Here is a 22800-nt window from a genome sequence, read left to right as displayed (position 1 = left end):
GGTCGTGCCCGTATCGAACGAAGCGTCACCGCTCGCGCCCCACTGGCTCTCCCTCCCGCAGGACCAGTCCCGGCTGGAGCCGAAGCTGTGGGCCGAGGACGTGGAGCGCGGGACCGATGGCGTGCTGCGGATCGACGGCGTGTCCGTCGCGGATCTCGCCGCCGAGTACGGCACCCCGCTGTTCGTGATGTCCGAACGCGACTTCCGTTCGCGCGCCGCGACGTTCCGCGACGCCTTCGACGACGCCTTCCGCGACCTGTGCGGCGGAGTGGATGTGTTCTACGCCGGCAAGTCCTTCCTGTGCACCGAGGTGGCGCACTGGGTCCGCGAGGAAGGCCTCGGCCTGGACACCTGCTCCGGCGGGGAACTCGCCGTCGCACTCCGTGCCGGCATGCCCGGCTCCCGGCTCGGACTGCACGGGAACAACAAGTCCGCGGCGGAGATCACACGCGCCATCGACGCCGACCTCGGCCGGATCGTCGTCGACAGCCTGCAGGAGGTCGCGCTCGTCGGCGACCTGGCCGTGCAGCGCGGCCGCCGCGCCAACGTCATGCTCCGCCTGACGCCGGGCGTCCACGCCTCCACCCACGAATTCATCGCCACGGCGCACGAGGACCAGAAGTTCGGCCTGTCGCTCACCACCGAGCAGGGCCCCGGCCAGGCCGCAGGGGAGGACGCCTCGCCCGCCGCGCGCGCCGTGGCGGACGCCCTGGCGCACCCGGGCATCAACCTCCTCGGCGTGCACTGCCACATCGGGTCGCAGATCTTCGAGTCCGAGGGCTTCGAGCTGGCGGCGCAGAGGCTCCTCGGCTTCCTCGCGGAGGTCCGGGACCGGCACGGCGTCGAACTCGCCGAACTCGACCTCGGCGGCGGCTACGGCATCGCCTACACCGAGGAGGACGAACCGCGTCCGGCGGCGGAGATCGCCCGTGCCATGGCGTCCGTCGTCGGCTCGACCTGCCGTGAGCTGGGACTGCAGGTCCCGCGGATCTCCATCGAACCGGGCCGTGCCATCGTCGGTCCCACGACGTTCACGCTGTACACCGCCGGCACCACGAAGACCGTGCGCGTGGACGCCGCGGCGAACGGCTCCGAGGAACTGCAGGACACCTCCGTTACGCACCCGCGACGCTATGTGTCGGTGGACGGCGGCATGAGCGACAACGCCCGCCCGGTGCTCTACGGCGCGGATTACTCGGCCGTCCTGGCGTCCAGGACGCCGGAGGCGGCCCCGGTGCTCTCCCGCGTGGTTGGGAAACACTGCGAGAGCGGTGACATTGTGGTGCGGGACGTCTACCTCCCCGAGGACACCGGAGCCGGTGACCTCCTCGCCGTCCCGGGCACCGGAGCCTACTGCTGGGTGCTCTCGAGCAACTACAACTACCTGACGCGCCCGCCCGTGGTGGCGGTGGCCGACGGCCGGGCCCGGCTGATCGTGCGCGGCGAGACCGAGGAGGACCTGTTCCGCAGGGACGTCGAGCGCGAACCGGCCTCGCACGACCCCGCCTCACCCACCCCGGAACCAGGAGCACCACGGACCGCATGAACACGCCAGCCACGCCTTCCCGCAAGCCCCTCCGCGTCGCCCTGCTGGGTTGCGGCACCGTCGGCTCGCAGGTCGCCCGCATCCTGCTCGAGGACGCGGAGAACCTCGGCCGCCGCGCCGGAGCGCCCCTCGAACTCGTCGGGGTCGCCGTCCGCACCCTCGACGCCCGGCGCGACGTCGACCTGCCCGCCGGGCTCCTGACGCTCGACGCCGACAAGCTCGTCGAGGACGCCGACATCGTCATCGAACTCATGGGCGGCATCGAGCCCGCCAAGTCCCTGATCCTCCGCGCCATCGAGCACGGCGCCACCGTGGTCAGCGGCAACAAGGCCCTCTTCGCCCAGGACGGCCCGGCACTCTACGAGCAGGCCGACGCCGCCGGCGTCCAGCTCTCCTACGAGGCCGCCGTCGCAGGCGCCATCCCGATCCTGCGCCCCATCCGGGACAGCCTCTCCGGCGATCGCATCACGCGCGTGCTCGGCATCGTCAACGGGACCACCAACTACATCCTCGACCAGATGGACTCCACGGGTGCGTCCTTCGCGGACGCGGTGAAGGCCGCCCAGGACCTCGGGTACGCGGAGGCGGACCCGACGGCCGACGTCGAGGGCCACGACGCCGCCGCGAAGGCCGCGATCCTCGCCTCCCTGTCCTTCCACACCCGCTTCGCCCTCGAGAACGTCCACTGCGAGGGCATCACCGCGGTCACGGCCGACGACATCGCGGCCGCGGCGGAGGACGGCTACGTCATCAAGCTGCTGGCCATCGCGGAGATCCTCACCGACGACGCCGGCGCGGCCGGGATCGGCGTCCGGGTCCACCCCACGCTGCTGCCGCGCACCCACCCGCTGGCCGCCGTCCACGGAGCCTTCAACGCGGTGTTCATCGAGGCGGAGAACGCCGGGGAGCTGATGTTCTACGGCCAGGGCGCCGGCGGCACCCCCACGGCCTCGGCCGTGCTGGGCGACGTCATCAGTGCCGCGCGCCGCATGGTGCTCGGCGGCCCGGGCCGCACCGAGACCACCACCGGGCACGTCCCGCCGCTGAGCATCGACACCGTCCGCACCAGCTACTGCATCGGTCTCGAGGTCGCGGACCAGCCGGGCGTCCTCGCCCGGATCGCGCAGATCTTCGCCGAGAACGGCGTGTCCATCGAGACCATGCGCCAGCGCATCCACCAGGGCGGGCCCGACGGCGGCACCACCGCTGAGCTGCGCATCGTCACCCACCGCGCGCCCGAGGCGTCCCTCGCCGCGACCGTCGCGCAGGTCGCCGCGCTCGACGTCATCACCGCCGTCTCATCCGTGCTCCGAGTAGAGGGAATCTAAGTGGCCCACCAGTGGCGCGGAGTCATCCGCGAATACGCCGAACGCCTGCCTGTCACCGACGCCACCGAGGTCATCACCCTCGGCGAGGGCGGCACCCCGCTCGTCCACGCCCGTCACCTGAGCGAGCTGACGGGATCCGCCGTCTACCTCAAGGTCGAGGGAATGAACCCCACGGGGTCCTTCAAGGACCGGGGCATGACCATGGCGATGACAGCCGCCGTCGCCGCCGGCGCGAAGGCCGTCGTCTGCGCGTCCACGGGCAACACCTCCGCCTCGGCGGCCGCCTACGCCACGCAGGCCGGCATCACGTGCGCCGTGCTCGTGCCGGACGGCAAGATCTCGATGGGCAAGCTGAGCCAGGCCATCGCGCACGGGGCGCAGCTGCTGCAGGTCAACGGCAACTTCGACAACTGCCTCGACGTGGCCCGGAAGCTCGCGGAGGCGTACCCGGTGTTCCTCGTGAACTCCGTGAACCCCGCGCGCCTCGAGGGACAGAAGACGGCAGCCTTCGAGGTCGTCGACACCCTCGGCGACGCCCCGGACTACCACCTCATGCCGGTGGGCAACGCGGGCAACATCAGCGCGTACTGGAAGGGCTACAAGGAGTACGCCGCGCCCTACGACTCCATGTACCACGGGGAGCTCCCGGCCGTCGCGACGCACACCCCGATCATGTGGGGCTTCCAGGCGGAGGGCGCCTCGCCGCTCGTCAAGGGGCACCCGATCACCGAGCCGGACACCATCGCGACCGCCATCCGCATCGGCAACCCGGCGTCGTGGGACTTCGCGATCGCCGCGCGGGACGAGTCCGGCGGGCTCATCGAGGCCGTGACCGACGAGGAGATCCTCGACGCCCACCGCTGGCTGTCCTCCCGCGAGGGCGTCTTCGTGGAGCCTGCCTCCGCCGCGGGTGTCGCCGGCCTGCTCAAGAAGCACGCCGAAGGCCTCGTCCCGCAGGGCAAGACGATCGTCATCACCGTCACCGGCCACGGCCTCAAGGACCCCCAGTGGGCGCTGCGCACAGCGGACGGCGCCGACGTCGAGCCCACGAAGGTGGAGTTCGACGTCGTGAGCGTCGCCGCCGCCCTGGGACTCGAGGACTGACATGCTGCACGCAACACCCCTGCCGGAGGACCTGATCGACCTCCCGGTCGTCGACGCCGGCCAGGACGTCGAGGTCACGGTCCCCGCCACGAGCGCGAATCTCGGGCCGGGGTTCGATGCGCTCGGGCTCGCGCTCTCGCTCCGCGACACCGTGCGCGTCCGCACGACGTCGTCGGGTTCGACGACGGTACGCCCCACGGGCGAGGGCGCCGGGGAACTGCCGCTCGACGGCCGCCACCTCGTGGCGCGATCCCTGATCAGTACGCTCCACCGGGCCGGTCGTCGCGCCCCGGGGCTCGAGCTCGACACCGTGAACGTGATCCCGCACGGCCGAGGCATGGGGTCCTCCGCGTCCGCGATCGTCGCGGGGGTCCTCGCGGGCAACGCGCTGCTGCCGGCCCACGAGCAGATGGACGCCGCACACCTCCTGCAGTGGGCCGCCTCCATCGAGGGACACCCGGACAACGTGGCTCCCGCCCTCATGGGGGCCCTCGCGATCTCGTGGGAGAGCGGACGCGCGTTCCACAGCACACGCGTCGAGGTGCACCCGGACGTCATCCCGGTCCTCGCGGTTCCCGACCTGTCGCTCTCCACCGAGAGCGCACGGGCGCTGCTGCCGGCGTCCGTGTCCCACTCCGCCGCCGCGGCCAACGCCGGCCGGGCGGCCCTTCTCGTGCAGGCGCTCGGCAGGAATCCGTCCCTGCTGTTCCCTGCCACGCAGGACGCGATCCACCAGGACTTCCGTGCCCCGGCCATGCTGCCGAGCGCCACGCTGCTGCGTGCACTGCGCGCCGCCGGATTCGCCAGCACCATCTCCGGGGCGGGTCCCAGCGTGCTGACGCTCGCCGTGGGAGAGGCCGGTGCCTCGGCCGCCGAGGAGACTCTGCATCGCCTGATCGGCGCGGGCGACACGCCCGGGGCATGGCGGGTCCTCCGGCTGGCGGTGGAGCGGGAAGGTGCTAAAATGGGAAGGCACCATGGGTAGTGAGGCGTTCACGCCGAACTGCTGTGTTTCCCGGAAAGTTCGTTTCGAGAAGCATCGTGTGCTTCTGTTGAGTCGGCCGTCCTCTCTGGACCGCCGCAACACTGCAGGTCCCATCAGCAGCAGCACATCCTGACGGTGTAGCCTCCGACCCTATCCCGGAGCGTATGGACTCACCTTCTTGCGCAGGGACACTCTCAGGTTCCCAGCACCACCCAGGCCTGCCGGATCACATCCGGTTCGGCTGATCCCCGCCCGCTTCGAATGCGGCACGGGGCAAACCACCGCGGACCACTGATCATGTGGCCGCCCGACGAGGGGGAAGGATCCTTCGTGACTGAAACCACTGACCTGTTACCAGGTGTGGCCACCCAAGACGCTGAAGCAACCGGCGCAACGACTTCCAAGAGCAGCGGCCTCGCAGGCCTGAAGCTCGCGCAGCTGCAGGCGCTTGCCGGCCAGCTCGGCATCACCGGGGGATCGAGGATGCGCAAGAGCGACCTCGTCTCCGCGATCTCCGACCACCAGCGCGGCGGCGCGGTCGCCGACCGCCAGAAGGCACCCGCTGTGCGCACCGACCGCAGCGCCGACGCCGAGCGTCCGGCTGCCGAGGGCGCCCCGGCCGGGGCAGAGGACCAGCAGGACGCGCAGGCCGCCCCGGCCGAGCGCCAGCCCCGCACGCGCAACCGCAACCGCCGCGCAGGCAGCGACGGCGTGGTCTCCGTGCCGGCGGCCGAGAACGTCGCCACCGACCGGGCCGAGGCGCCCTCCCGTGACGGCGCCGAGGACACCGCGGGTTCCGAGCAGCAGGACCGCGGCGACCGCGAGAACGGCGGCCGCAACCAGCGCAACCGCCGCAACCGTCGCGGCGAGGACCGCTCGGACGCTCAGTCGGGCTCCACCGAGTCCAACGGCGCGCAGGGCGAGTCCGCCAACGCCGGGCAGGGCGAGGGGCAGGCCGAATCCCCGTCCGGGCAGGGCGACGCCCGCAGCGATCGCGGCGAGCGACGCAGCCGCTCCCGCAACGGTCGCGACGACGACCGCTCGGGCAACGGCTCGAACAACCAGTCGAACGGCCAGTCGGGCAACCAGTTCAACAGCCCCTCGAACGGCCAGTCGACCAACGACGGCCAGAACGACGGCGGCCGCAGCGGCAACGAGCGCAGCGACAACCGCGGCAACAACTCCTCCGAGGACGAGGGCCGCGGGCGCAACCGCCGCAACCGTGCGAACCGCAACGGGGGCAACGGTCCCGAGGACCGCAACAGCCGCTTCCGCGACCGCAACGAGCGCAACGACCGCCGTCGGGGACGCAACCAGAACCCCGAGGTCGACGACGTCGAGGTCACCGACGACGACGTCCTGCTGCCCGTCGCGGGCATCCTCGACGTCCTCGAGAACTACGCGTTCGTGCGGACCTCCGGCTACCTGCCGGGCCCGAACGACGTCTACGTCTCGCTCGCCCAGGTCAAGAAGCACAACCTGCGCAAGGGCGACGCCGTCGTCGGTGCGATCCGGGCCCCCCGTGAGGGCGAGACCCAGGCCAGCGCGCGGCAGAAGTTCAACGCCCTGGTCCGCGTCACCTCCATCAACGGCAAGCCTGCCGAGGAGCTGAAGGACCGCGTCGAGTTCGCGAAGCTCGTGCCGCTCTACCCGTCGGACCGCCTGCGCCTCGAGACGGACCCGAAGAAGATCGGTCCCCGCGTGATCGACCTCGTGGCCCCGATCGGCAAGGGCCAGCGTGGCCTGATCGTCTCCCCTCCGAAGGCCGGCAAGACCCTGATCCTCCAGGCGATCGCCAACGCCATCACGATCAACAATCCTGAGGTCCACCTCATGATGGTCCTGGTCGACGAGCGTCCCGAGGAAGTCACGGACATGCAGCGGACGGTCAAGGGCGAGGTCATCGCCTCGACGTTCGACCGCCCCGCCGACGACCACACCACGGTCGCCGAACTCTCCATCGAGCGTGCCAAGCGCCTCGTGGAGATGGGCATGGACGTCGTCGTGCTCCTGGATTCCATGACCCGCCTCGGCCGCGCCTACAACCTGGCCGCTCCGGCGTCGGGCCGGATCCTCTCCGGTGGCGTCGACTCCGCGGCGCTGTACCCGCCGAAGCGTTTCTTCGGTGCCGCCCGCAACATCGAGAACGGTGGCTCGCTCACCATCCTCGCGACCGCCCTCGTGGAGACCGGGTCCAAGATGGACGAGGTCATCTTCGAGGAGTTCAAGGGAACCGGCAACATGGAACTCCGCCTCTCGCGGAACCTCGCCGACAAGCGGATCTTCCCCGCCGTCGACGTCAACGCCTCCGGCACGCGTCGCGAGGAGAACCTGCTCTCGCCCGACGAGGTCAAGATCATGTGGAAGCTGCGCCGCGTGCTGTCGGGTCTCGAGACCCAGCAGGCCCTGGAGCTGCTCACCAACAAGATCCGGGAGACGCAGTCCAACGTCGAGTTCCTCATGCAGGTCCAGAAGACCACGCTGGGCTCCAAGGACTCCGACTAGTAACGGACAGCCGTCCGGGATGTGCCGGCCATTTTCTGGCCGGTGAGTCCCGGACGGCTTCGTCCGTTAACCGGCACCCTGCGTCGAGAAGGCAGATATGACCGGGAGATGCCCTGCATCGTGGTCACTTCTGCCTTCTCGATCTTCGTAGACTGGCTGCACACGCCGAAAGAGGTACATCCGATGTTTGAGTCCATCCAGGGACTGCTCGACGAACACTCCGAGCTCCAGGACCAGCTCGCCGACCCGGCCGTCCACGCCGACCAGGCGCTGGCCCGCCGGCTCGGCCGCCGGTACGCGGAGCTGGGGCGCATCGTCGACGCGCACAACCGCTGGAGCGCTCTCGAGGACGACCTCGAGGCCGCCCGCGGCATGGCGTCCGAGGACCCCGAATTCGCGGCCGAGGTGCCCGTGCTCGAGGAGCAACTCGCGACGGCGCAGGAGAAGCTGCGCCGGCTCCTCATCCCGCGCGACCCCAACGACAGCCGCAACGTCATCATCGAGGTCAAGGGCGGCGAGGGCGGCGACGAGGCCGCGCTGTTCGCCGGCGACCTCCTGCGCATGTACACGCGCTACGCGGAGTCCCGCGGGTGGAAGACCGAGCTCATCTCCGCGAACGAGTCGGACCTCGGCGGGTACAAGGACGTGCAGATGGCCATCAAGGGGTCCTCGAACGACCCCGCGGAGGGCGTCTACGCCCGCCTCAAGTTCGAGGGCGGGGTGCACCGCGTCCAGCGCGTCCCCGTCACCGAGTCGCAGGGCCGCATCCACACCTCGGCCGCCGGCGTGCTCGTGCTGCCCGAGGTGGACGAGCCCGAGGAGGTCGAGATCAGCCAGAACGACCTCAAGATCGACGTCTACCGGTCCTCCGGCCCCGGCGGGCAGTCCGTGAACACCACCGACTCGGCCGTGCGCATCACCCACCTGCCCACGGGCATCGTCGTCGCCATGCAGAACGAGAAGTCGCAGCTGCAGAACCGCGAGGCCGCCATGCGCGTGCTCCGCTCCCGCATCCTGGCCCACGAGCAGGAGAAGATCGACGCCGCGAACTCGGACATCCGGAAGTCCCAGATCCGCACGATGGACCGGTCGGAGCGCATCCGTACGTACAACTACCCGGAGAACCGGGTCGCGGACCACCGCACGGGCTACAAGGCCTACAACCTCGACGCCGTCATGAACGGGGACCTCGAGCCCGTGGTGCAGTCGGCGATCGAGATGGACGAGCAGGCCCGCCTGGACGCCATCGGCGCGGACGAGTAGCCGTGGAGGAGGCCCTGCGGGCCGCCGAACGGCAGCTCCGCGCGGCGGGCGTCCCCAGCCCGCAGGTCGACGCCGAACTGCTCGCCGCCCACCTGCTGGGCGTCTCGCGCGGAAGATTACGCGCCCTGGCGCTGATCGGCGCGCCCGTCCCTGAGGGTTTCCAGGCCCTCGTGGATGAGCGCGCCCGGCGCGTGCCCCTGCAGCATCTGACGGGCGTGGCGTACTTCCGCCGCATCGAACTCTCCGTGGGACCCGGCGTCTTCGTGCCCCGCCCCGAGACCGAGACCGTCGCGCAGCTCGTGATCGACCGCGCGCTGGGTCGTGCCGCGCCCAGGATCGTCGACCTCGGCACGGGCTCCGGGGCCATCGCCGCCGCCGTCGCGGACGAGGTGCCCGGGGCCGAGGTGTACGCCGTCGAGCTCAGCGACCTCGCCCTCGCCTGGGCCGGACCGAACCTCGCGCGTTTCGGGGTCCACCTGGTGCAGGGCGACCTCGCCACGGCCCTCCCGGAGTGCGACGGGACCTTCGACGTCGTGGTCTCCAACCCGCCGTACATCCCCGCCGAGGCCGTCCCCCAGGAGCCGGAGGTCGCCGAGCACGACCCCCGGATGGCACTGTACGGCGGGGGAGCGGACGGCATGGAGCTGCCCCGCGCCGCCGCGGAGTCGGCCGCACGCCTGCTCCGGCCCGGCGGCTACTTCGTGATGGAGCACGCGGAGGTGCAGGCCCCGTGGGTCGCCGCCGTGCTCGAGCGGGCGGGCGTGTGGACCGAGGTCACCACGCACCAGGACCTCGGCGGCCGCGACCGTGCCACGAGTGCCGTGCTGACCGCGGAACCCGTACTCCCCGACACACCCCGAGAGGCATCCCGATGACGGAGCACACCCCACCCGGCCGGTCCGTCCCCGATCTGGCCGCCACCCGCCCGCAGGCCACGGTCGCCGTCGCGGCCGTCACCTACGACCGGCACGAGGAACTTGCACAGCTCCTGCGGTCCCTCGCGGCGCAGACCGCAGCGATCCGCACCGTGGCCCTCGTGGACTCGGGGACGACGCCCGCCACGGACGTCGTCGACGCCGCCACGGCAGCCGGCGGCACCATCCACTACCTGCGCTCGGAAGCCAACCTGGGCGGCGCGGGAGGCTTCGCCTTCGCCATCCTCGCGGCGATCGCGAGCGGCGCCGAGTGGATCTGGCTCATGGACGACGACGGCCACCCCGAGGACGCGCACTGCCTCGCCGAACTGCTGAAGGCCGCGCACGAGCACGGGCTCGACATCGTGAGCCCGCTCGTCGCCGCGACGTCGGACCCCTCACGGCTGTCCTTCAACTTCAGGATCAACGGGCTGCTGACCAACGACCGCGCCACCCTGGAGCCGATGGGGTACCTGCCCGGCATGGTGCACTTCTTCAACGGGGCACTGGTCCGCGCGGACGTGTTCTCGAGGATCGGCCTGCCCGACATGAAGTTCTTCATCCGTGGGGACGAGGTGGACTTCCTGGCGCGCGTCCGGAAGGCCGGCCTGAAGTACGGGACGCTCGCCACCGTCGCGGTCCGGCATCCTGCCACGTGGTCGGAGATGAAACCCGTCTTCGGCGGATTCATCACCCCGGTGATCCCCGACGGCGACTTCAAGCGGTTCTCCTACTTCCGGAACCGCGCCTACCTCGCCCGCAAGTACCGCAACCTGCGCTGGTTCAGTGCGGACGTCATCGGCTTCCCCTACTACTTCCTCACGCAGCGCGACCTGAAGGGCCTGCGCGCCTGGTTCGCCGCGTACTCGGCAGGGTTCCGCGGTACGGGCTTCGGGCCACCGCCGTCGTCCTGAGTCCGGCGGGGGAACATGCCCGATGTGCGCGGCCGCGGGTAGCAGTGGAAGGATGATCGGGTGACAACGAGCTACGACTGTTCCGATCCCGCCCTGCGAAGCGAAGGGCTGGCCGCCGCCCAGCGCGCGGTATCGCTCAAGCAGTGCATCGTCCTGCCCACCGACACCGTCTACGGCATCGGCGCGGATGCCTTCTCGCCGCAGGCCGTGGCCACCCTGCTCGCCTCCAAGGGGCGCGGGCGGAACATGCCGCCGCCGGTCCTCATCCCGCGGATCCAGACCCTCGACGGACTGGCGACCGACGTCCACCCGGACGCCCGCCGTCTCGCCGAGGCGTTCTGGCCCGGCGGCCTCACCCTCATCTGCCTGGCCCAGCCGTCCCTGACCTGGGACCTCGGCGACACCCTCGGCACCGTGGCGCTCCGCATGCCCGACGACGCCCTCGCCCTCGAACTGCTGACCCTCACGGGACCGCTCGCGGTGTCCTCCGCGAACCGGACGGGACACCCGGCCGCGAGGACGGCGGCGGAGGCCGCCGAGCAGCTCGCCGAGTCCGTGGCCGTCTACCTCGACGCCGGCCCGCGGACCGACGCCGGCGGCACGGGATCCACCATCGTCGACACGACGGGGGAGACCCTGCGCGTGGTCCGGCAGGGCACCGTGTCGCTCGAGCAGCTGCGGGAGGTGGTGCCGGGCGTCGTGGGGGTCGACGGCGGCGCGCCGGCCGCGGGCGCTCCGGACGCTCCGGCGGCTGGGGCCGCATCGGGCGCGCCGGCCGCGGGGGCGGAAAGGCCGCCGGCCGGAACACCGGACGAGCCGACCGTCGGGGCGTAGCTCACGGCCCTAGGGGATCCGGCTCAGTGCCCGCCGGCACCGGGTGTCGCGGCACCGGCGAGGACCTCACGGACCCGCGCCGCCGGGACCAGGCCCTGGTCGGTGACCCACCCGGTCACCTGGTCCTGACCGAACCACATGAGCTCGACCCGGCGCACGTGCCCGTCGAGGCGGCCGCGCACCAGGGACGAGAGCGCGTAGCCGCCGCGGACGGCAGCGCGGCACAGCGCCGCCGGCAGCGTGCGGGGGTGGCCGCCCGCGGCCTCGAGTACCGTGCGCACCGTGAGCCCCTCCCACGGCTGCAGCACGCGCGGCGGAAGGGCCCCGTCATAGCGGCCGAGGGCCAGGACGAGGTCCGCGAGGGAGTCCACCGACGTGATCGGGGACCGCGCGGTCCCCGGCGACGCCACGGACGCGAGCGGCGAGCGGGCCAGGCGCGCCAGTGCCGCCGTCGTCGGACGCCCCTCGCCCTGCACCGAGGTGGCCCGCACCGTCACGACGGACAGCGACGGCTCCCGCGCCGCCGCGAGCGCCAGGGCCTGCTCGCCGAGGGCCTTGCTGCGCGAGTACGCCGAGAAGGGGCGCACGGTCCCGGTCTCGTCGAGCAGGCCGGTCCGGCCCTGCACGGCCGCACTGCTCAGGTGGATGACGCGCCGGGCACCGGCGGCGGAAGCGGCACGGACGACGACGGCGGGCAGCAGGGCATTCGCGCCGAGCAGCGCCGCTCCGTCGGGCGCCGAGGGTGTGGCCAGGCCGGCCGCGTTCACGACGACGTCGAACCCCGCGAACGCCGTCGCCAGCCCCGCGGTGTCCGTGGCGTCCGCCGCGGCGAGGAGTGCCGCCGGCGTGGCGGCGGCCGTCGCCAGGCGCGGCGCGGGCAGCGCGTGCGCGTCGAGACCGGCCGCGTCGAGTGCCCGCAGCACGGCCGAGCCGACGAAGCCGGAGCCACCGAGCACCAGGTAGCGCATCAGGATCCGCCCGTCCGTCCGGCGGGCTCCGGCAGCGCCGGCTCGGGCCGCCAGGCGGGGTCGTGGAGGATCACCCGGGCGGCCCTCCACCCGCGCCACACCTGGGCGGCGCCGGAGACCGACCGCTCGACGGCGACCAGGCGGAGGAGCTCCTTGCCGGCGGACAGGAAGGTGCCGAGGCCGAACCCCACCCGGTGGTAGCGGCCGTGCAGCTGCAGGTAGCGCGCCAGATGCCCGCGGTTGCGCATACCGCAGAACCGCGACAGGTCGCTCGACTCGTTCAGGTGCCGGACGCCGAGGTCCACCTGCCGCTGCGCGCGCGTCTTCCGCAGGACGAAGGCGTCGATGTACGCCACGGGGAACCGCTGGGAGACGAGCCAGCCGTACGTGAGGTCGTCGCCGTTGAGGAAGAACCGGGCGTCGGGCAGCCCGATCTCGCGGACGACGCCGGCGGAGACGAGCATGCCCTCGAAGCAGGCGACGTTGGTGTGGAAGACGGACGACGTCGCGAAGACGTCGCCCCGGACCGGCAGGTGCACGCCCGTGAACTCGTCGAGCACGTGCTGCCAGAAGAACGGCCGGCCCTCGGCGTCGTAGCGGCGTCCGTGGAGGCAGGAGTACCGGCTCATCCAGGGGGCGAAGGAGGCCAGGGCGTCGGGGAGGACGACGACGTCGTCGTCCATCAGCCAGAGCCAGTCGGCCCCTTCCCCGAGGGCGCGCGCCATGCCGGCCGCGAAGCCGCCCGATCCACCCACGTTCACCGGCAGGCGCTCCACGATGAGGTCCATCGGGAGGCGGGCGTCGGCGAGGACGTCCCCGGTGGCGTCGGTGCTGGCGTTGTCCACCACGACGACGGCGGCCGGGGCCGGATCGAGGGCGGCGATCGAGTCGAGGAGGTCCCGCAGGAGGGCCGCCCGGTTGAACGTCGTGATCACGAGGAAGACGCGGGGCGAGCCGGCGGAGGGGACGTGCAAGCTGGTCCTTCCGGGCCGCGCCATTGCAGTGCGCAACAGGCCTGGCACAGGCGGGGCAGTTAGTATTCTGGGGTAGTAGCAGTCTATTACACCGTGTTCCAGCCCCGTCCGGACGGGTCCCGATCCCACGTGTCCCGGCCCCGCGGGTACGGGACCGACGGGACTCATGACGCCCTGCGACGCGGTGGACGCCTGCATGACACCGTTAGGAATCATGGCACTCAATGAAGGCCGGGCCTCCGCCCGGACACCCGGCTCCACGCCCGTAGCCTCCTCCGGCGACAAACCGGCGCTGTGGCTGTGGTCGCAGTACCTGCTGGACGCCGCGGCCTGGATCGTGGCCATCGTCCTCGCGCTGATCCTCCGCTACGAGCTCCTCGTCAAGGAGCTCAACGTGCCGGGCATCGCCGTGTTCTGCGCGGTGGCCGTCGTCGCCCAGCTGGTGGTGGGACTCAGCTTCGCGCTGTACCGGGGGAGGTACAGCTTCGGGAGCTTCCACGAGGCGAAGCTGCTCGTGGTCGTCGCGGTGCTCGTCGCCGTCATCCTGGTGCTCGTCAGCGTCGCGTTCTTCACGGTCATCGAGGTGCCGCGCAGCATCGGCATCATCGCCTTCCCCTTCGCGTGCATGTTCCTGGCCGCCACCCGCTACCTCAAGCGCATGTACGTGGAGAGCAAGGCGAAGCCCGGTGAGGACGCCCAGCGCACCCTGATCTACGGGGCGGGGTTCCTGGGGAACTCGCTCGTGAGCCGCATGATGCAGGACCCGGGCTCGCCCTACTTCCCCGTCGGCCTGATCGACGACGATCCCGCCAAGAAGCACCTCCGCCTCTCCACCGTGCCGGTCCTCGGGCGGGTCGACGACCTGCGGGACGTCGTGGCGAGGACGCAGGCCTCCATCCTGGTCATTGCGTTCTCGGAGGTGGAGGCCGCGCAGGTGCGCCGCGTCTCCGACCTCGTGGCGGGCCTCGGCATCAAGGTGCTCGTCCTGCCACCGCTACGGGACATGCTCGGGGCGGCCGGCGCCGCGCACGCCGCCATCGCCGACTTCCGCGAGGTCGCCGTCGAGGACCTCATCGGACGCCGGCCGGTGGACATCCACCCGGACGAGGTCGCCGGGTACGTCGCGGGCAAGCGCGTCCTGGTGACCGGAGCCGGCGGCTCGATCGGCTCCGAACTGTGCCGGCAGCTGGCCGCCTTCGCCCCGGCCGAGCTCATCATGCTCGACCGCGACGAGACGGGCCTGCAGTCCACGCAGATCTCCCTCACCGGGCGCGGACTGCTCACCGGCCGCGACACCGTCCTCGCCGACATCCGGGACGCCGACGCGCTGCTGAACATCTTCGAGGACCGCAGGCCGGAGGTCGTCTTCCACGCCGCCGCCCTCAAGCACGTCTCGCTGCTCGAGCAGTACCCGGAGGAGGCCTGGAAGACCAACGTGCAGGGGTCGCTGAACGTCCTCCGGGCCTCCGCAGCCGTCGGCGTGACCAACTTCGTCAACATCTCCACGGACAAGGCGGCAGACCCCACGAGTGTCCTCGGGCACTCCAAGCGCGTCGCCGAGAAGCTCACGTCCTGGCATGCCGAGGCCACGGGCCAGGGGTACGTCTCGGTGCGCTTCGGCAACGTGATCGGGAGCCGCGGCTCCATGCTCCCGCTCTTCACCGAGCAGATCCGCAACGGCGGTCCGATCACGGTGACCGACCCCGAGGTGACCCGCTTCTTCATGACCATCCCCGAGGCGTGCCAGCTCGTCGTCCAGGCGGGGGCGATCGGCAGGGGAGGGGAGGTCCTCATCCTCGACATGGGCGAGGCCGTGAAGATCCTCGACGTCGCCCAGCGCATGATCGCGATGTCCGGCAAGGACATCGACATCGTCTTCACGGGCCTGCGGCCCGGCGAGAAGATGCACGAGGACCTGATCGGCGTCGGCGAGGACGACTCCCGCCCGCTCCACCCGAAGATCTCCCACACCTCGGTGGCGCCGCTGGATCCCGGGCGGCTGAGCCTCCAGCAGTGGAAGTCCGAGGGCGGGTTCGGCCAGGGACGGATCGGTGCCCTCGCCGGCGAGACGCCGGAGAGTGCCGCCCGCACGGCGCCGTCCACGGCCGCCGCAGGGCCGGCGTCGTGACCGCGCAGCTGGTGATCGTCGGGCTCCTCGCCCTGGGGCTGTCCCTCGCGCTGCCCGTCGTCGTGAAGCCCCTGCTGAAGCGGTGGGGGGTCGTGGACATCCCCAACCACCGCTCCTCCCACTCCACCGTCGTCGTCCGGGGGATGGGAATGGCCGTCGCGGTCGCGATCCTCGTCGCCCTCGCCGCGTCCCTCGCGATCGGGCTCGTCGCCGTCGACCGCTCGCTCATCCTCGTCGTCATCGGGATGGTGGGCGCGGCCGCGACCCTGGGCTGGATCGAGGACCTCCGGGGACTGTCCGTGCGGGTGCGTGCCGGCGCGCAGCTCATGATCGGCGTGGTCGGCACGATCGTCCTCGCGACGACCATCGAGGACAGCAGCTACTGGTGGATCCCCGTCGGGGCCGTGGCCGTGGCCACGTACATCAACGCCGCCAACTTCATGGACGGCATCAACGGCATCTCCGGCATGCACGGGGTGGTCGTGGGCCTCTTCTACTCGGGGGCCGGCGTCCTCAGCGACCAGCTGTGGCTGACGGTCGCAGGGCTCGTGGTCGCCGCCGCGTTCGCGGGCTTCCTGCCCTGGAACCTCGGCCGGGGATTCGTGTTCCTGGGCGACGTCGGCAGCTACCTGCTCGGGGCGTCGATCGCGGCCATCGCCGTCACCGGACTGCTCGCGGGCGTCTACCTCGAGTACCTTCTCTCGCCGGTGCTCATCTACCTGGCGGACACGTTCACCACCTTCCTGCGCCGGGCCCGGCGCGGGGAACGGCTCGCCGTCGCGCATCGCCAGCACGTCTACCAGAGACTCACGGACACCGGGCTGAACCACGTCCAGGTGGCGGTCCTCGTGAGCGTCCTGTCCGCACTCACGGGCGCCGCGGGCTTCGTGGCCGCCACCGCCCCCGCACCCCTCGCGGTGTCGGCATCGCTGCTCGCCGCGGCCGTGGTCGCGCTGTACCTCTACTCCCCGCGGATCGTGCGCGCAATCGCCCGCCGCCGGACGGCGGTCGACGCCGGATCGGGGGAGTGAACCCCGCCGTGCGGTAGAATTTCAGGCGCCGGGTCCGCGGACCAGCGGTCCTGCGGAACCGGCTCCAGACCTCACGACGCCGTCGATCGGGGACCAGCAGGGCGCCCCACGGCGCAGCCGACAGAGCGGACAGCACGTGCCACGACCGGAGAACCCGGCCACCGGAGCCGACCATGCGACGCTCGCCCCGGCGTCGGGGCCCACGGAGAGCCCGTGGCTGCGCATCCTCGGCTGGAGTGCCGCCGGGGGCGCGGCGATCGCCGTCCTGCTCGCGATCGCAGCGCTGCTCGCCGCCTCACCCGCCGCCGCCCTCAGTGTCCTGTTCGGCGCGGCCCTCGTCATGGTGTTCTTCGGCCTGAGCCTCCTCATCGGCCACTTCACCGGCAGGACCAACCCGTCCGGGGCGCTCGGACTCTTCGCCGTCACCTACGCCATCAAGGTCGTCGGGTTCGCCGTCGTCCTGTTCCTCTTCGGGACGCCGGACTGGCTGGACCGGACGTGGTTCTTCTGGGGAGCCCTCGCGACCGTTCTCGTATGGCAGGTCGCGGAGGTCGTCGCGTTCTCGCGGCTCCGCACACCCCTCTACGACGACACGTCCGGGGCGCTCGCGCGTCCTTCCGCTCCCTCGCGACCGGAAGGACACTGACATGACCGGCTCTTCCCCGGGTCCCGGCGACCCTTCCGGTGACACCCCGACGCCGGACGAGGCGCGGTTTTCCAACGGCGGCTACAACGCCGGCATCACGGTCCTGAGCTACATGATTGGCGGGATCGCGGTATGGAGTTTGATAGGCTGGGGGCTGGATAATCTCCTCGACACGCGCTGGTTGGTGCTGGCGGGAGCGTTCTTAGGTGCAGCAGGGGGTTTCTACCTCTCCCACATGCACAACCTCACCCAGGACCACACGCCGGACCCGCAGCGCGGAGCCCGGCCGACGTCCGGTGCCGAGGATGAACCCGAGTGAATCCCCAGAACTTCAGGAGTCGGACCAGTCACGCTGCGGCCGAACAGATCTTGCCCAACGATGGACACTGCAGAGAGGAAACGCGTTGATCGCGCTTGCGCTCCCGGCCGCAACTACCGAAGAGGGATTCGTAGCCCCGACGATCGAGGACACCCATTACCGGGACATCCTCCCGTGGGGTGACGCCTACGGAGTCTGGTTCGACCCCGGCTTCGGCAAGCAGATGCTCATGGTCATCCTGTCCGTGGTCCTCATCGCCGCATTCTTCCTGGTCGCGTCACGGCGCCACCAGCTGGTACCCGGCAAGGTGCAGTTCCTCGGTGAGTCCGCGTACGGCTTCGTCCGCAACTCCATCGGCAAGGACATCATCGGCGGCCGGGACTTCATGCGGTACGTCCCCTGGCTGTTCACCGCGTTCTTCTTCGTGCTGGTGAACAACATCTTCGGGGCCATCCCGTTCCTGCAGCTGCCCAGCTTCTCGCACCCGGGCAGTGCCTACGCCATCGCGGCGATCTTCTACCTGCTCTGGGTCGGCATCGGCGTCCAGAAGCACGGCCTGCGCTACTTCAAGCTGGCCGTCGTCCCCTCAGGCGTGCCCTGGTACATCCTGCCGATCGTCGTGCCGATCGAGATCATCTCGAACTTCATCGTCCGCCCGGTCACCCACTCGCTGCGACTCTTCGCGACGATGCTCGCCGGCCACCTGATCGTGACCCTCGCGGGATCCGCCATCGAGTACATGGTCATGACGGGCAACATCCTCCTGCAGGGCACCAGCGTCCTGGTCCTCCTCGGCGCCATCGCGATGTACATGCTCGAGGTCCTGATCATGATCCTGCAGGCCTACGTCTTCACGCTGCTCGCCGCGATCTACATCGAAGGCGCGCTGCACGCCGACGCCCACTGATTCACACAAGTCTTCCCCGTCGGGGATGATCCCATGCAACCTGTCGCACCAAGCGGCATCTTGAAAGGAACACAATGGAAGTACAGGGTAGCCTCAACCTCGTTGGATACGGTCTCTCCGCAATCGGCGGTGGTATCGGCGTCGGTCTCGTCTTCGCGGCCTACATCAATGGCGTGGCTCGCCAGCCCGAGGCACAGCGTGTTCTCCAGCCCATCGCCTTCCTCGGCCTGGCGCTGACCGAAGCCCTCGCGATCCTGGGTCTCGTCTTCGCCTTCGTCATCGGCGCCTGACAAGGCCGCCTGACCGACCGAAGACAAGCTTAAGAAAGACGGGTGAAAAATGCTTAACGCAGCGATTATGGCGGCGGAGGAGGGCACGAGCCCGCTCGCACCGAACTGGTGGGAGTTCCTCGTGACATTGGCCGGCTTCGCCGTGCTGATGTTCATCGTCATCAAGTACGTCATGCCGGCATTCGAGAAGACGTTCGAAGCACGGACGGCTGCCATCGAGGGCGGCATCGCCAAGGCGGAAGCCGCGCAGGCGGAGGCCAACGCGGCACTGGAAGAGTACAAGCAGCAGCTTGTGGACGCCCGCACCGAGGCCAACCGCATCCGTGAGGAAGCACGCGCCGAGGGTGCCCAGATCCTCGCGGACCTGAAGGAGAAGGCGGCTGCCGAGTCGGCGCGCATCTCCGAGCAGGCCCACGTCCAGATCGAGGCCGAGCGCCAGGCCGCCGTGGTCTCGCTCCGCGCGGAGGTCGGCACGCTCGCGACCGATCTCGCGAGCCGGATCGTCGGGGAGTCCCTGGCGGACGACGCCCGCTCGTCCCGCGTCATCGACCGCTTCCTCGCTGACCTCGAGACCTCGTCACAGAGCGCAGGTGCGGCGAAGTAATGGCAGGTGTATCGAGCCAGTCCCTGGCAACGGTCCGTGAAGGGCTTGAGTCCCGCCTACCGGGCGCGACCCTGGGCCTCGCGGAGGAGCTGTTCGGCGTGCTGTCGATGCTCGACAGCAACGCCGGCCTGCGCCGCGCACTCACGGATCCTTCCCGCACCGGCAAGGACAAGGCGGTGCTCGTCGATCAGCTGATCGCCGGGCGCGTCTCGACCGAAGCTGCAGCAGTGGTCAGGGACCTCGTCAGCGAGCGGTGGGCCAACGCCCGCGACATCGGTGACGCCCTGGAGACCCTCGCGGCCACCGTGGTCATCGCGGTGGCGGAGCGCGGCAGCGGTGTGGAGGGCCTGGACCGGCTCGAGAACGAATTGTTCTCCTTCATCCAGGTGGTCGCTTCGAACCACGCCCTGCAGAGGGCGCTCTCGGATGCGCAGGCCACCCCGGAGTCGAAGGTGGTCCTCGGTCTCAAGCTCGTGCCGGAGGCAGGGCCCGCCGGCCGGCTCCTCATCGACCAGGCCGTGCGTGCGCCGCGCGGCTTGAAGCCCGCGATCCTCGTCGAACGGTTCCTCGAACTGGTCGCCGCGCGCCAGCAGCGCTGGATTGCCAATGTCAGCGTCACCCGTCCGCTGACGGCAGGCCAGCTCGAACGGCTGCAGTCCGGGCTGAACGCGATGTACAACCGCGAACTGAAGGTCAACATCACCGTAGACCCCACACTGATCGGCGGAGTCCGCGTCAGTGTGGGAGACGAGATGGTCGACTCGACCGTCGTCACGCGGCTGTCCGAACTGCGCCGCAAGCTGGCGGGATAGGGCTCGCGCCCTGTCCGATCCGCGCCACACCCACTGAATCACACACCGGTCGCCACGCATCCCATGGTGATCACAACACAGGAGAGCAGGGACTGAGATGGCCGAATTGACCATCAACGCCGAAGACGTCCGTAGTGCGTTGAACGACTTTGCGGCGTCCTACGAGCCCGGAAACGCGGAGCGCGTCGAAGTCGGCCGCGTGACCACCGCAAGCGACGGCATTGCCCGTGTCGAGGGTCTTCCCTCCGTCATGGCCAACGAGCTGCTGCGGTTCGAGGACGGCACGCTCGGACTCGCCCAGAACCTCGACACCCGCGAAATCGGTGTCGTGGTGCTCGGCGACTACAACGGGATCGAAGAAGGCCAGGAAGTACACCGCACGGGCGAGATCCTCTCGGTCCCCGTCGGTGACGCCTTCCTGGGCCGCGTCGTCGACCCCCTGGGCCAGCCGATCGACGACCTCGGCGAGATCGTCGCCGAAGGGCGCCGTGCGCTCGAGACCCAGGCTCCCGGCGTCACGCAGCGCAAGTCGGTGCACGAGCCCATGCAGACCGGGCTCAAGGCCATCGACGCCATGATCCCGATCGGCCGTGGACAGCGCCAGCTGATCATCGGTGACCGCCAGACCGGCAAGACCGCGATCGCCGTGGACACCATCATCAACCAGAAGGCCAACTGGGCCTCCGGTGACGTGAACAAGCAGGTGCGCTGCATCTACGTGGCCATCGGCCAGAAGGCGTCGACGATCGCCGCCGTCCGCCAGACCCTCGAGGACAAGGGCGCCCTGGAGTACACGACCATCGTCGCGTCTCCAGCCTCCGACCCCGCGGGCTTCAAGTACCTCGCCCCCTACGCCGGTTCCGCCATCGGGCAGCACTGGATGTACGGCGGCAAGCACGTCCTCATCGTGTTCGACGACCTGTCGAAGCAGGCGGAGGCCTACCGTGCGGTGTCCCTCCTGCTCCGGCGCCCGCCGGGACGCGAGGCCTACCCGGGCGACGTGTTCTACCTGCACTCCCGCCTGCTGGAGCGTTGTGCCAAGCTCTCCGACGAGCTCGGTGCCGGCTCGATGACGGGCCTGCCGCTCGTCGAGACGAAGGCGAACGACGTCTCGGCTTACATCCCGACGAACGTCATCTCCATCACCGACGGCCAGATCTTCCTGCAGTCGGACCTCTTCAACGCCAACCAGCGTCCCGCTGTGGACGTCGGCGTGTCGGTGTCCCGCGTGGGCGGCGCCGCCCAGGTGAAGTCGATGAAGAAGGTCTCGGGAACGTTGAAGCTGGACCTCGCCCAGTACCGGGACATGCAGGCCTTCGCCATGTTCGCCTCGGACCTGGATGCGGCCTCCCGCCAGCAGCTGACCCGTGGTGCACGCCTGATGGAACTGCTCAAGCAGGGCCAGTACTCGCCGATGCCGGTCGAGCAGCAGGTCGTGTCCATCTGGGCCGGTACCAACGGCTACCTCGACGACGTCCCGGTCGAGGACATCAACCGCTTCGAGACGGAGTTCCTGGAGCACCTCGGACACAAGTCGCAGATCCTCACGACGCTCGCCCAGACGGGCAAGCTGGAGGATTCGACCGCCGAGGAACTGAAGACGCAGATCACCGGTTTCAAGCAGGGCTTCTTCGGTGCCGGCGCCGACGGGTTCGGGGCAGGTCACGAGGAATTCGAAGCGATCGACGCCGATTCGGTCGAGCAGGAAAAGATCGTTCGACAGAAGCGCTAGAGGATCTGCAGGCCGGGAGGGGCTCCACGCCCCTCCCGGCCGCAGGACCCTGGCCTGATCGCTTCCCCCAGCGGAGGCGAAGGAAAGGACAAGAATGGGAGCCCAGATCCGGGTCTACCGCCAGAAGATCGCCTCGACCACGTCGACGCGGAAGATCTTCAAGGCGATGGAGCTGATCGCGACTTCTCGCATCGGCAAGGCGCGTTCGCGTGTGGCCTCGGCACTGCCGTACGCCAACGCGATCACCCGTGCCGTTTCGGCCGTATCGTCGCAGTCTGAAATCGACCACCCGCTGACCACCGAGCACGGTCAGGTCCGGCGTGCAGCCGTCCTGGTGATGACCTCGGATCGCGGTCTCGCGGGGTCGTACTCGGCCAGCGCACTCAAGCAGGCGGAGGGGCTCTTCGAGACGCTCCGCGCGGAGGGCAAGGAGATCCAGGCCTTCCTGCTCGGCCGGAAGGCCCAGGTGTACTTCGACTTCCGCGGCCGCGACTACGAGAAGGTCTGGACGGGTTCCACCGACGCCCCCGAGTTCGGCACCGCGCGTGAGGTCGGCGAGGCACTCCTCGCCTCCTTCCTCAAGGACTACGAGGACGGCGGAGTGGACGAGATCCACATCGTCTACACGAAGTTCCGCTCCATGGTCGTGCAGGAGCCGTCCGTCATGCGCCTGCTCCCGCTCGAGGTCGTCGAGGAGGAAGTGACCCAGGAGGGCGACCTCCTGCCGCTGTACGAGTACGAGCCGGAGCCCGAGCAGGTCCTGGACGCGCTCCTGCCGCGATACATCGAATCGCGCATCTTCGCCGCCATGCTGCAGGCGGCGGCGAGCGAGCTCGCGGCCCGTCAGCGGGCGATGAAGTCCGCCGGCGACAACGCGACGGAGCTGATCAAGAAGTACACGCGTCTCCGCAACACCGCCCGCCAGGCCGAGATCACCCAGGAACTCTCGGAGATCGTCGCCGGTGCGGACGCGCTGAGCGCCTCCTGACGCACGCC

The 22800-nt window shown here is 70.2% G+C and carries 21 protein-coding genes; 19 read left to right on the top strand and 2 right to left on the bottom strand.

What is annotated here, in order from left to right; genetic code table 11:
• The first annotated feature begins 4 nt into the window (after positions 1-4).
• The 9 genes from lysA to C4K88_RS02085 all read left to right on the top strand — a co-directional run bounded on the left by lysA (position 5) and on the right by C4K88_RS02085 (position 11393).
• Positions 5-1546: a diaminopimelate decarboxylase gene (gene lysA / locus C4K88_RS02125; protein ID WP_241521657.1), complete on the top strand. Its 1542-nt coding sequence runs from the start codon at positions 5-7 to the stop codon at positions 1544-1546.
• Positions 1543-2874: a homoserine dehydrogenase gene (locus C4K88_RS02120; protein ID WP_104119967.1), complete on the top strand. Its 1332-nt coding sequence runs from the start codon at positions 1543-1545 to the stop codon at positions 2872-2874. The genes lysA and C4K88_RS02120 overlap by 4 nt, the downstream gene beginning before the upstream one ends.
• Positions 2875-3978 carry a threonine synthase gene (gene thrC / locus C4K88_RS02115; RefSeq protein WP_104119966.1) on the top strand — a complete coding sequence of 368 codons (1104 nt, stop codon included), beginning with the start codon at positions 2875-2877 and terminating at the stop codon, positions 3976-3978.
• Position 3979: 1 nt separating this feature from the next.
• Complete coding sequence (thrB, locus tag C4K88_RS02110; RefSeq protein ID WP_104119965.1) at positions 3980-4963, top strand: homoserine kinase; 984 nt, start codon at positions 3980-3982, stop codon at positions 4961-4963.
• A 330-nt stretch (positions 4964-5293) separates the two neighbouring features.
• Entirely contained in the window at positions 5294-7468 is a 2175-nt protein-coding gene (rho, locus tag C4K88_RS02105; protein ID WP_104119964.1) for a transcription termination factor Rho, read from the top strand.
• Between the two features lie 183 nt (positions 7469-7651).
• The gene (gene prfA, locus C4K88_RS02100) at positions 7652-8731 is read left to right on the top strand and encodes a peptide chain release factor 1 (RefSeq protein WP_043446097.1); all 1080 of its coding nucleotides are present in this window, start codon (positions 7652-7654) and stop codon (positions 8729-8731) included.
• 2 nt (positions 8732-8733) lie between these two features.
• Positions 8734-9606 (top strand): peptide chain release factor N(5)-glutamine methyltransferase, encoded by an 873-nt coding sequence (gene prmC, locus C4K88_RS02095; RefSeq protein WP_104119963.1) that lies wholly within the window; start codon positions 8734-8736, stop codon positions 9604-9606.
• Entirely contained in the window at positions 9603-10559 is a 957-nt protein-coding gene (locus C4K88_RS02090; RefSeq protein WP_104119962.1) for a glycosyltransferase, read from the top strand. Before prmC ends, C4K88_RS02090 begins: the two co-directional genes overlap by 4 nt.
• 60 nt (positions 10560-10619) lie before the next feature.
• A complete protein-coding gene (locus C4K88_RS02085) occupies positions 10620-11393 on the top strand; it encodes an L-threonylcarbamoyladenylate synthase (RefSeq protein WP_104119961.1) in 774 nt (257 codons plus the stop codon).
• A 23-nt stretch (positions 11394-11416) separates the two neighbouring features.
• Here the strand turns inward: C4K88_RS02085 and C4K88_RS02080 are convergent, their stop codons facing one another.
• Positions 11417-12361 (bottom strand): NAD-dependent epimerase/dehydratase family protein, encoded by a 945-nt coding sequence (locus C4K88_RS02080; RefSeq protein ID WP_104119960.1) that lies wholly within the window; start codon positions 12359-12361, stop codon positions 11417-11419.
• The gene (locus C4K88_RS02075; protein ID WP_167398951.1) at positions 12361-13335 is read right to left on the bottom strand and encodes a glycosyltransferase; all 975 of its coding nucleotides are present in this window, start codon (positions 13333-13335) and stop codon (positions 12361-12363) included. The genes C4K88_RS02080 and C4K88_RS02075 overlap by 1 nt, the downstream gene beginning before the upstream one ends.
• A gap of 214 nt (positions 13336-13549) precedes the next feature.
• Between C4K88_RS02075 and C4K88_RS02070 the strand changes: the two genes are divergently transcribed.
• The 10 genes from C4K88_RS02070 to C4K88_RS02025 all read left to right on the top strand — a co-directional run bounded on the left by C4K88_RS02070 (position 13550) and on the right by C4K88_RS02025 (position 22792).
• Positions 13550-15463 carry a polysaccharide biosynthesis protein gene (locus C4K88_RS02070; protein ID WP_104119959.1) on the top strand — a complete coding sequence of 638 codons (1914 nt, stop codon included), beginning with the start codon at positions 13550-13552 and terminating at the stop codon, positions 15461-15463.
• Positions 15460-16494, top strand: coding sequence for an MraY family glycosyltransferase (locus C4K88_RS02065; RefSeq protein WP_104119958.1), 1035 nt, complete (start codon positions 15460-15462; stop codon positions 16492-16494). The genes C4K88_RS02070 and C4K88_RS02065 overlap by 4 nt, the downstream gene beginning before the upstream one ends.
• A gap of 136 nt (positions 16495-16630) precedes the next feature.
• A complete protein-coding gene (locus tag C4K88_RS02060) occupies positions 16631-17140 on the top strand; it encodes a Cg1360 family ATP-synthase-associated protein (RefSeq protein WP_104119957.1) in 510 nt (169 codons plus the stop codon).
• Position 17141: 1 nt separating this feature from the next.
• Positions 17142-17459 carry an AtpZ/AtpI family protein gene (locus C4K88_RS02055; protein WP_146065583.1) on the top strand — a complete coding sequence of 106 codons (318 nt, stop codon included), beginning with the start codon at positions 17142-17144 and terminating at the stop codon, positions 17457-17459.
• A gap of 85 nt (positions 17460-17544) precedes the next feature.
• Positions 17545-18366, top strand: coding sequence for a F0F1 ATP synthase subunit A (gene atpB, locus C4K88_RS02050; RefSeq protein WP_104119956.1), 822 nt, complete (start codon positions 17545-17547; stop codon positions 18364-18366).
• A 74-nt stretch (positions 18367-18440) separates the two neighbouring features.
• Complete coding sequence (locus tag C4K88_RS02045; RefSeq protein ID WP_019481292.1) at positions 18441-18656, top strand: ATP synthase F0 subunit C; 216 nt, start codon at positions 18441-18443, stop codon at positions 18654-18656.
• 49 nt (positions 18657-18705) lie between these two features.
• Positions 18706-19260: a F0F1 ATP synthase subunit B gene (locus C4K88_RS02040; RefSeq protein WP_104119955.1), complete on the top strand. Its 555-nt coding sequence runs from the start codon at positions 18706-18708 to the stop codon at positions 19258-19260.
• Positions 19260-20072 (top strand): F0F1 ATP synthase subunit delta, encoded by an 813-nt coding sequence (locus C4K88_RS02035; protein WP_104119954.1) that lies wholly within the window; start codon positions 19260-19262, stop codon positions 20070-20072. Before C4K88_RS02040 ends, C4K88_RS02035 begins: the two co-directional genes overlap by 1 nt.
• Before the next feature lie 97 nt (positions 20073-20169).
• Positions 20170-21804 carry a F0F1 ATP synthase subunit alpha gene (gene atpA / locus C4K88_RS02030; RefSeq protein ID WP_104119953.1) on the top strand — a complete coding sequence of 545 codons (1635 nt, stop codon included), beginning with the start codon at positions 20170-20172 and terminating at the stop codon, positions 21802-21804.
• 94 nt (positions 21805-21898) lie between these two features.
• Positions 21899-22792: a F0F1 ATP synthase subunit gamma gene (locus tag C4K88_RS02025; RefSeq protein ID WP_104119952.1), complete on the top strand. Its 894-nt coding sequence runs from the start codon at positions 21899-21901 to the stop codon at positions 22790-22792.
• Positions 22793-22800 lie beyond the last annotated feature (8 nt).

Origin of the sequence: Arthrobacter pityocampae (genome assembly GCF_002927275.1) — a bacterium.
Lineage (GTDB): Bacteria > Actinomycetota > Actinomycetes > Actinomycetales > Micrococcaceae > Arthrobacter_D > Arthrobacter_D pityocampae.
Note: the sequence above shows the minus strand (reverse complement) of the source record. Positions and strands in the feature narration are given on the sequence as shown.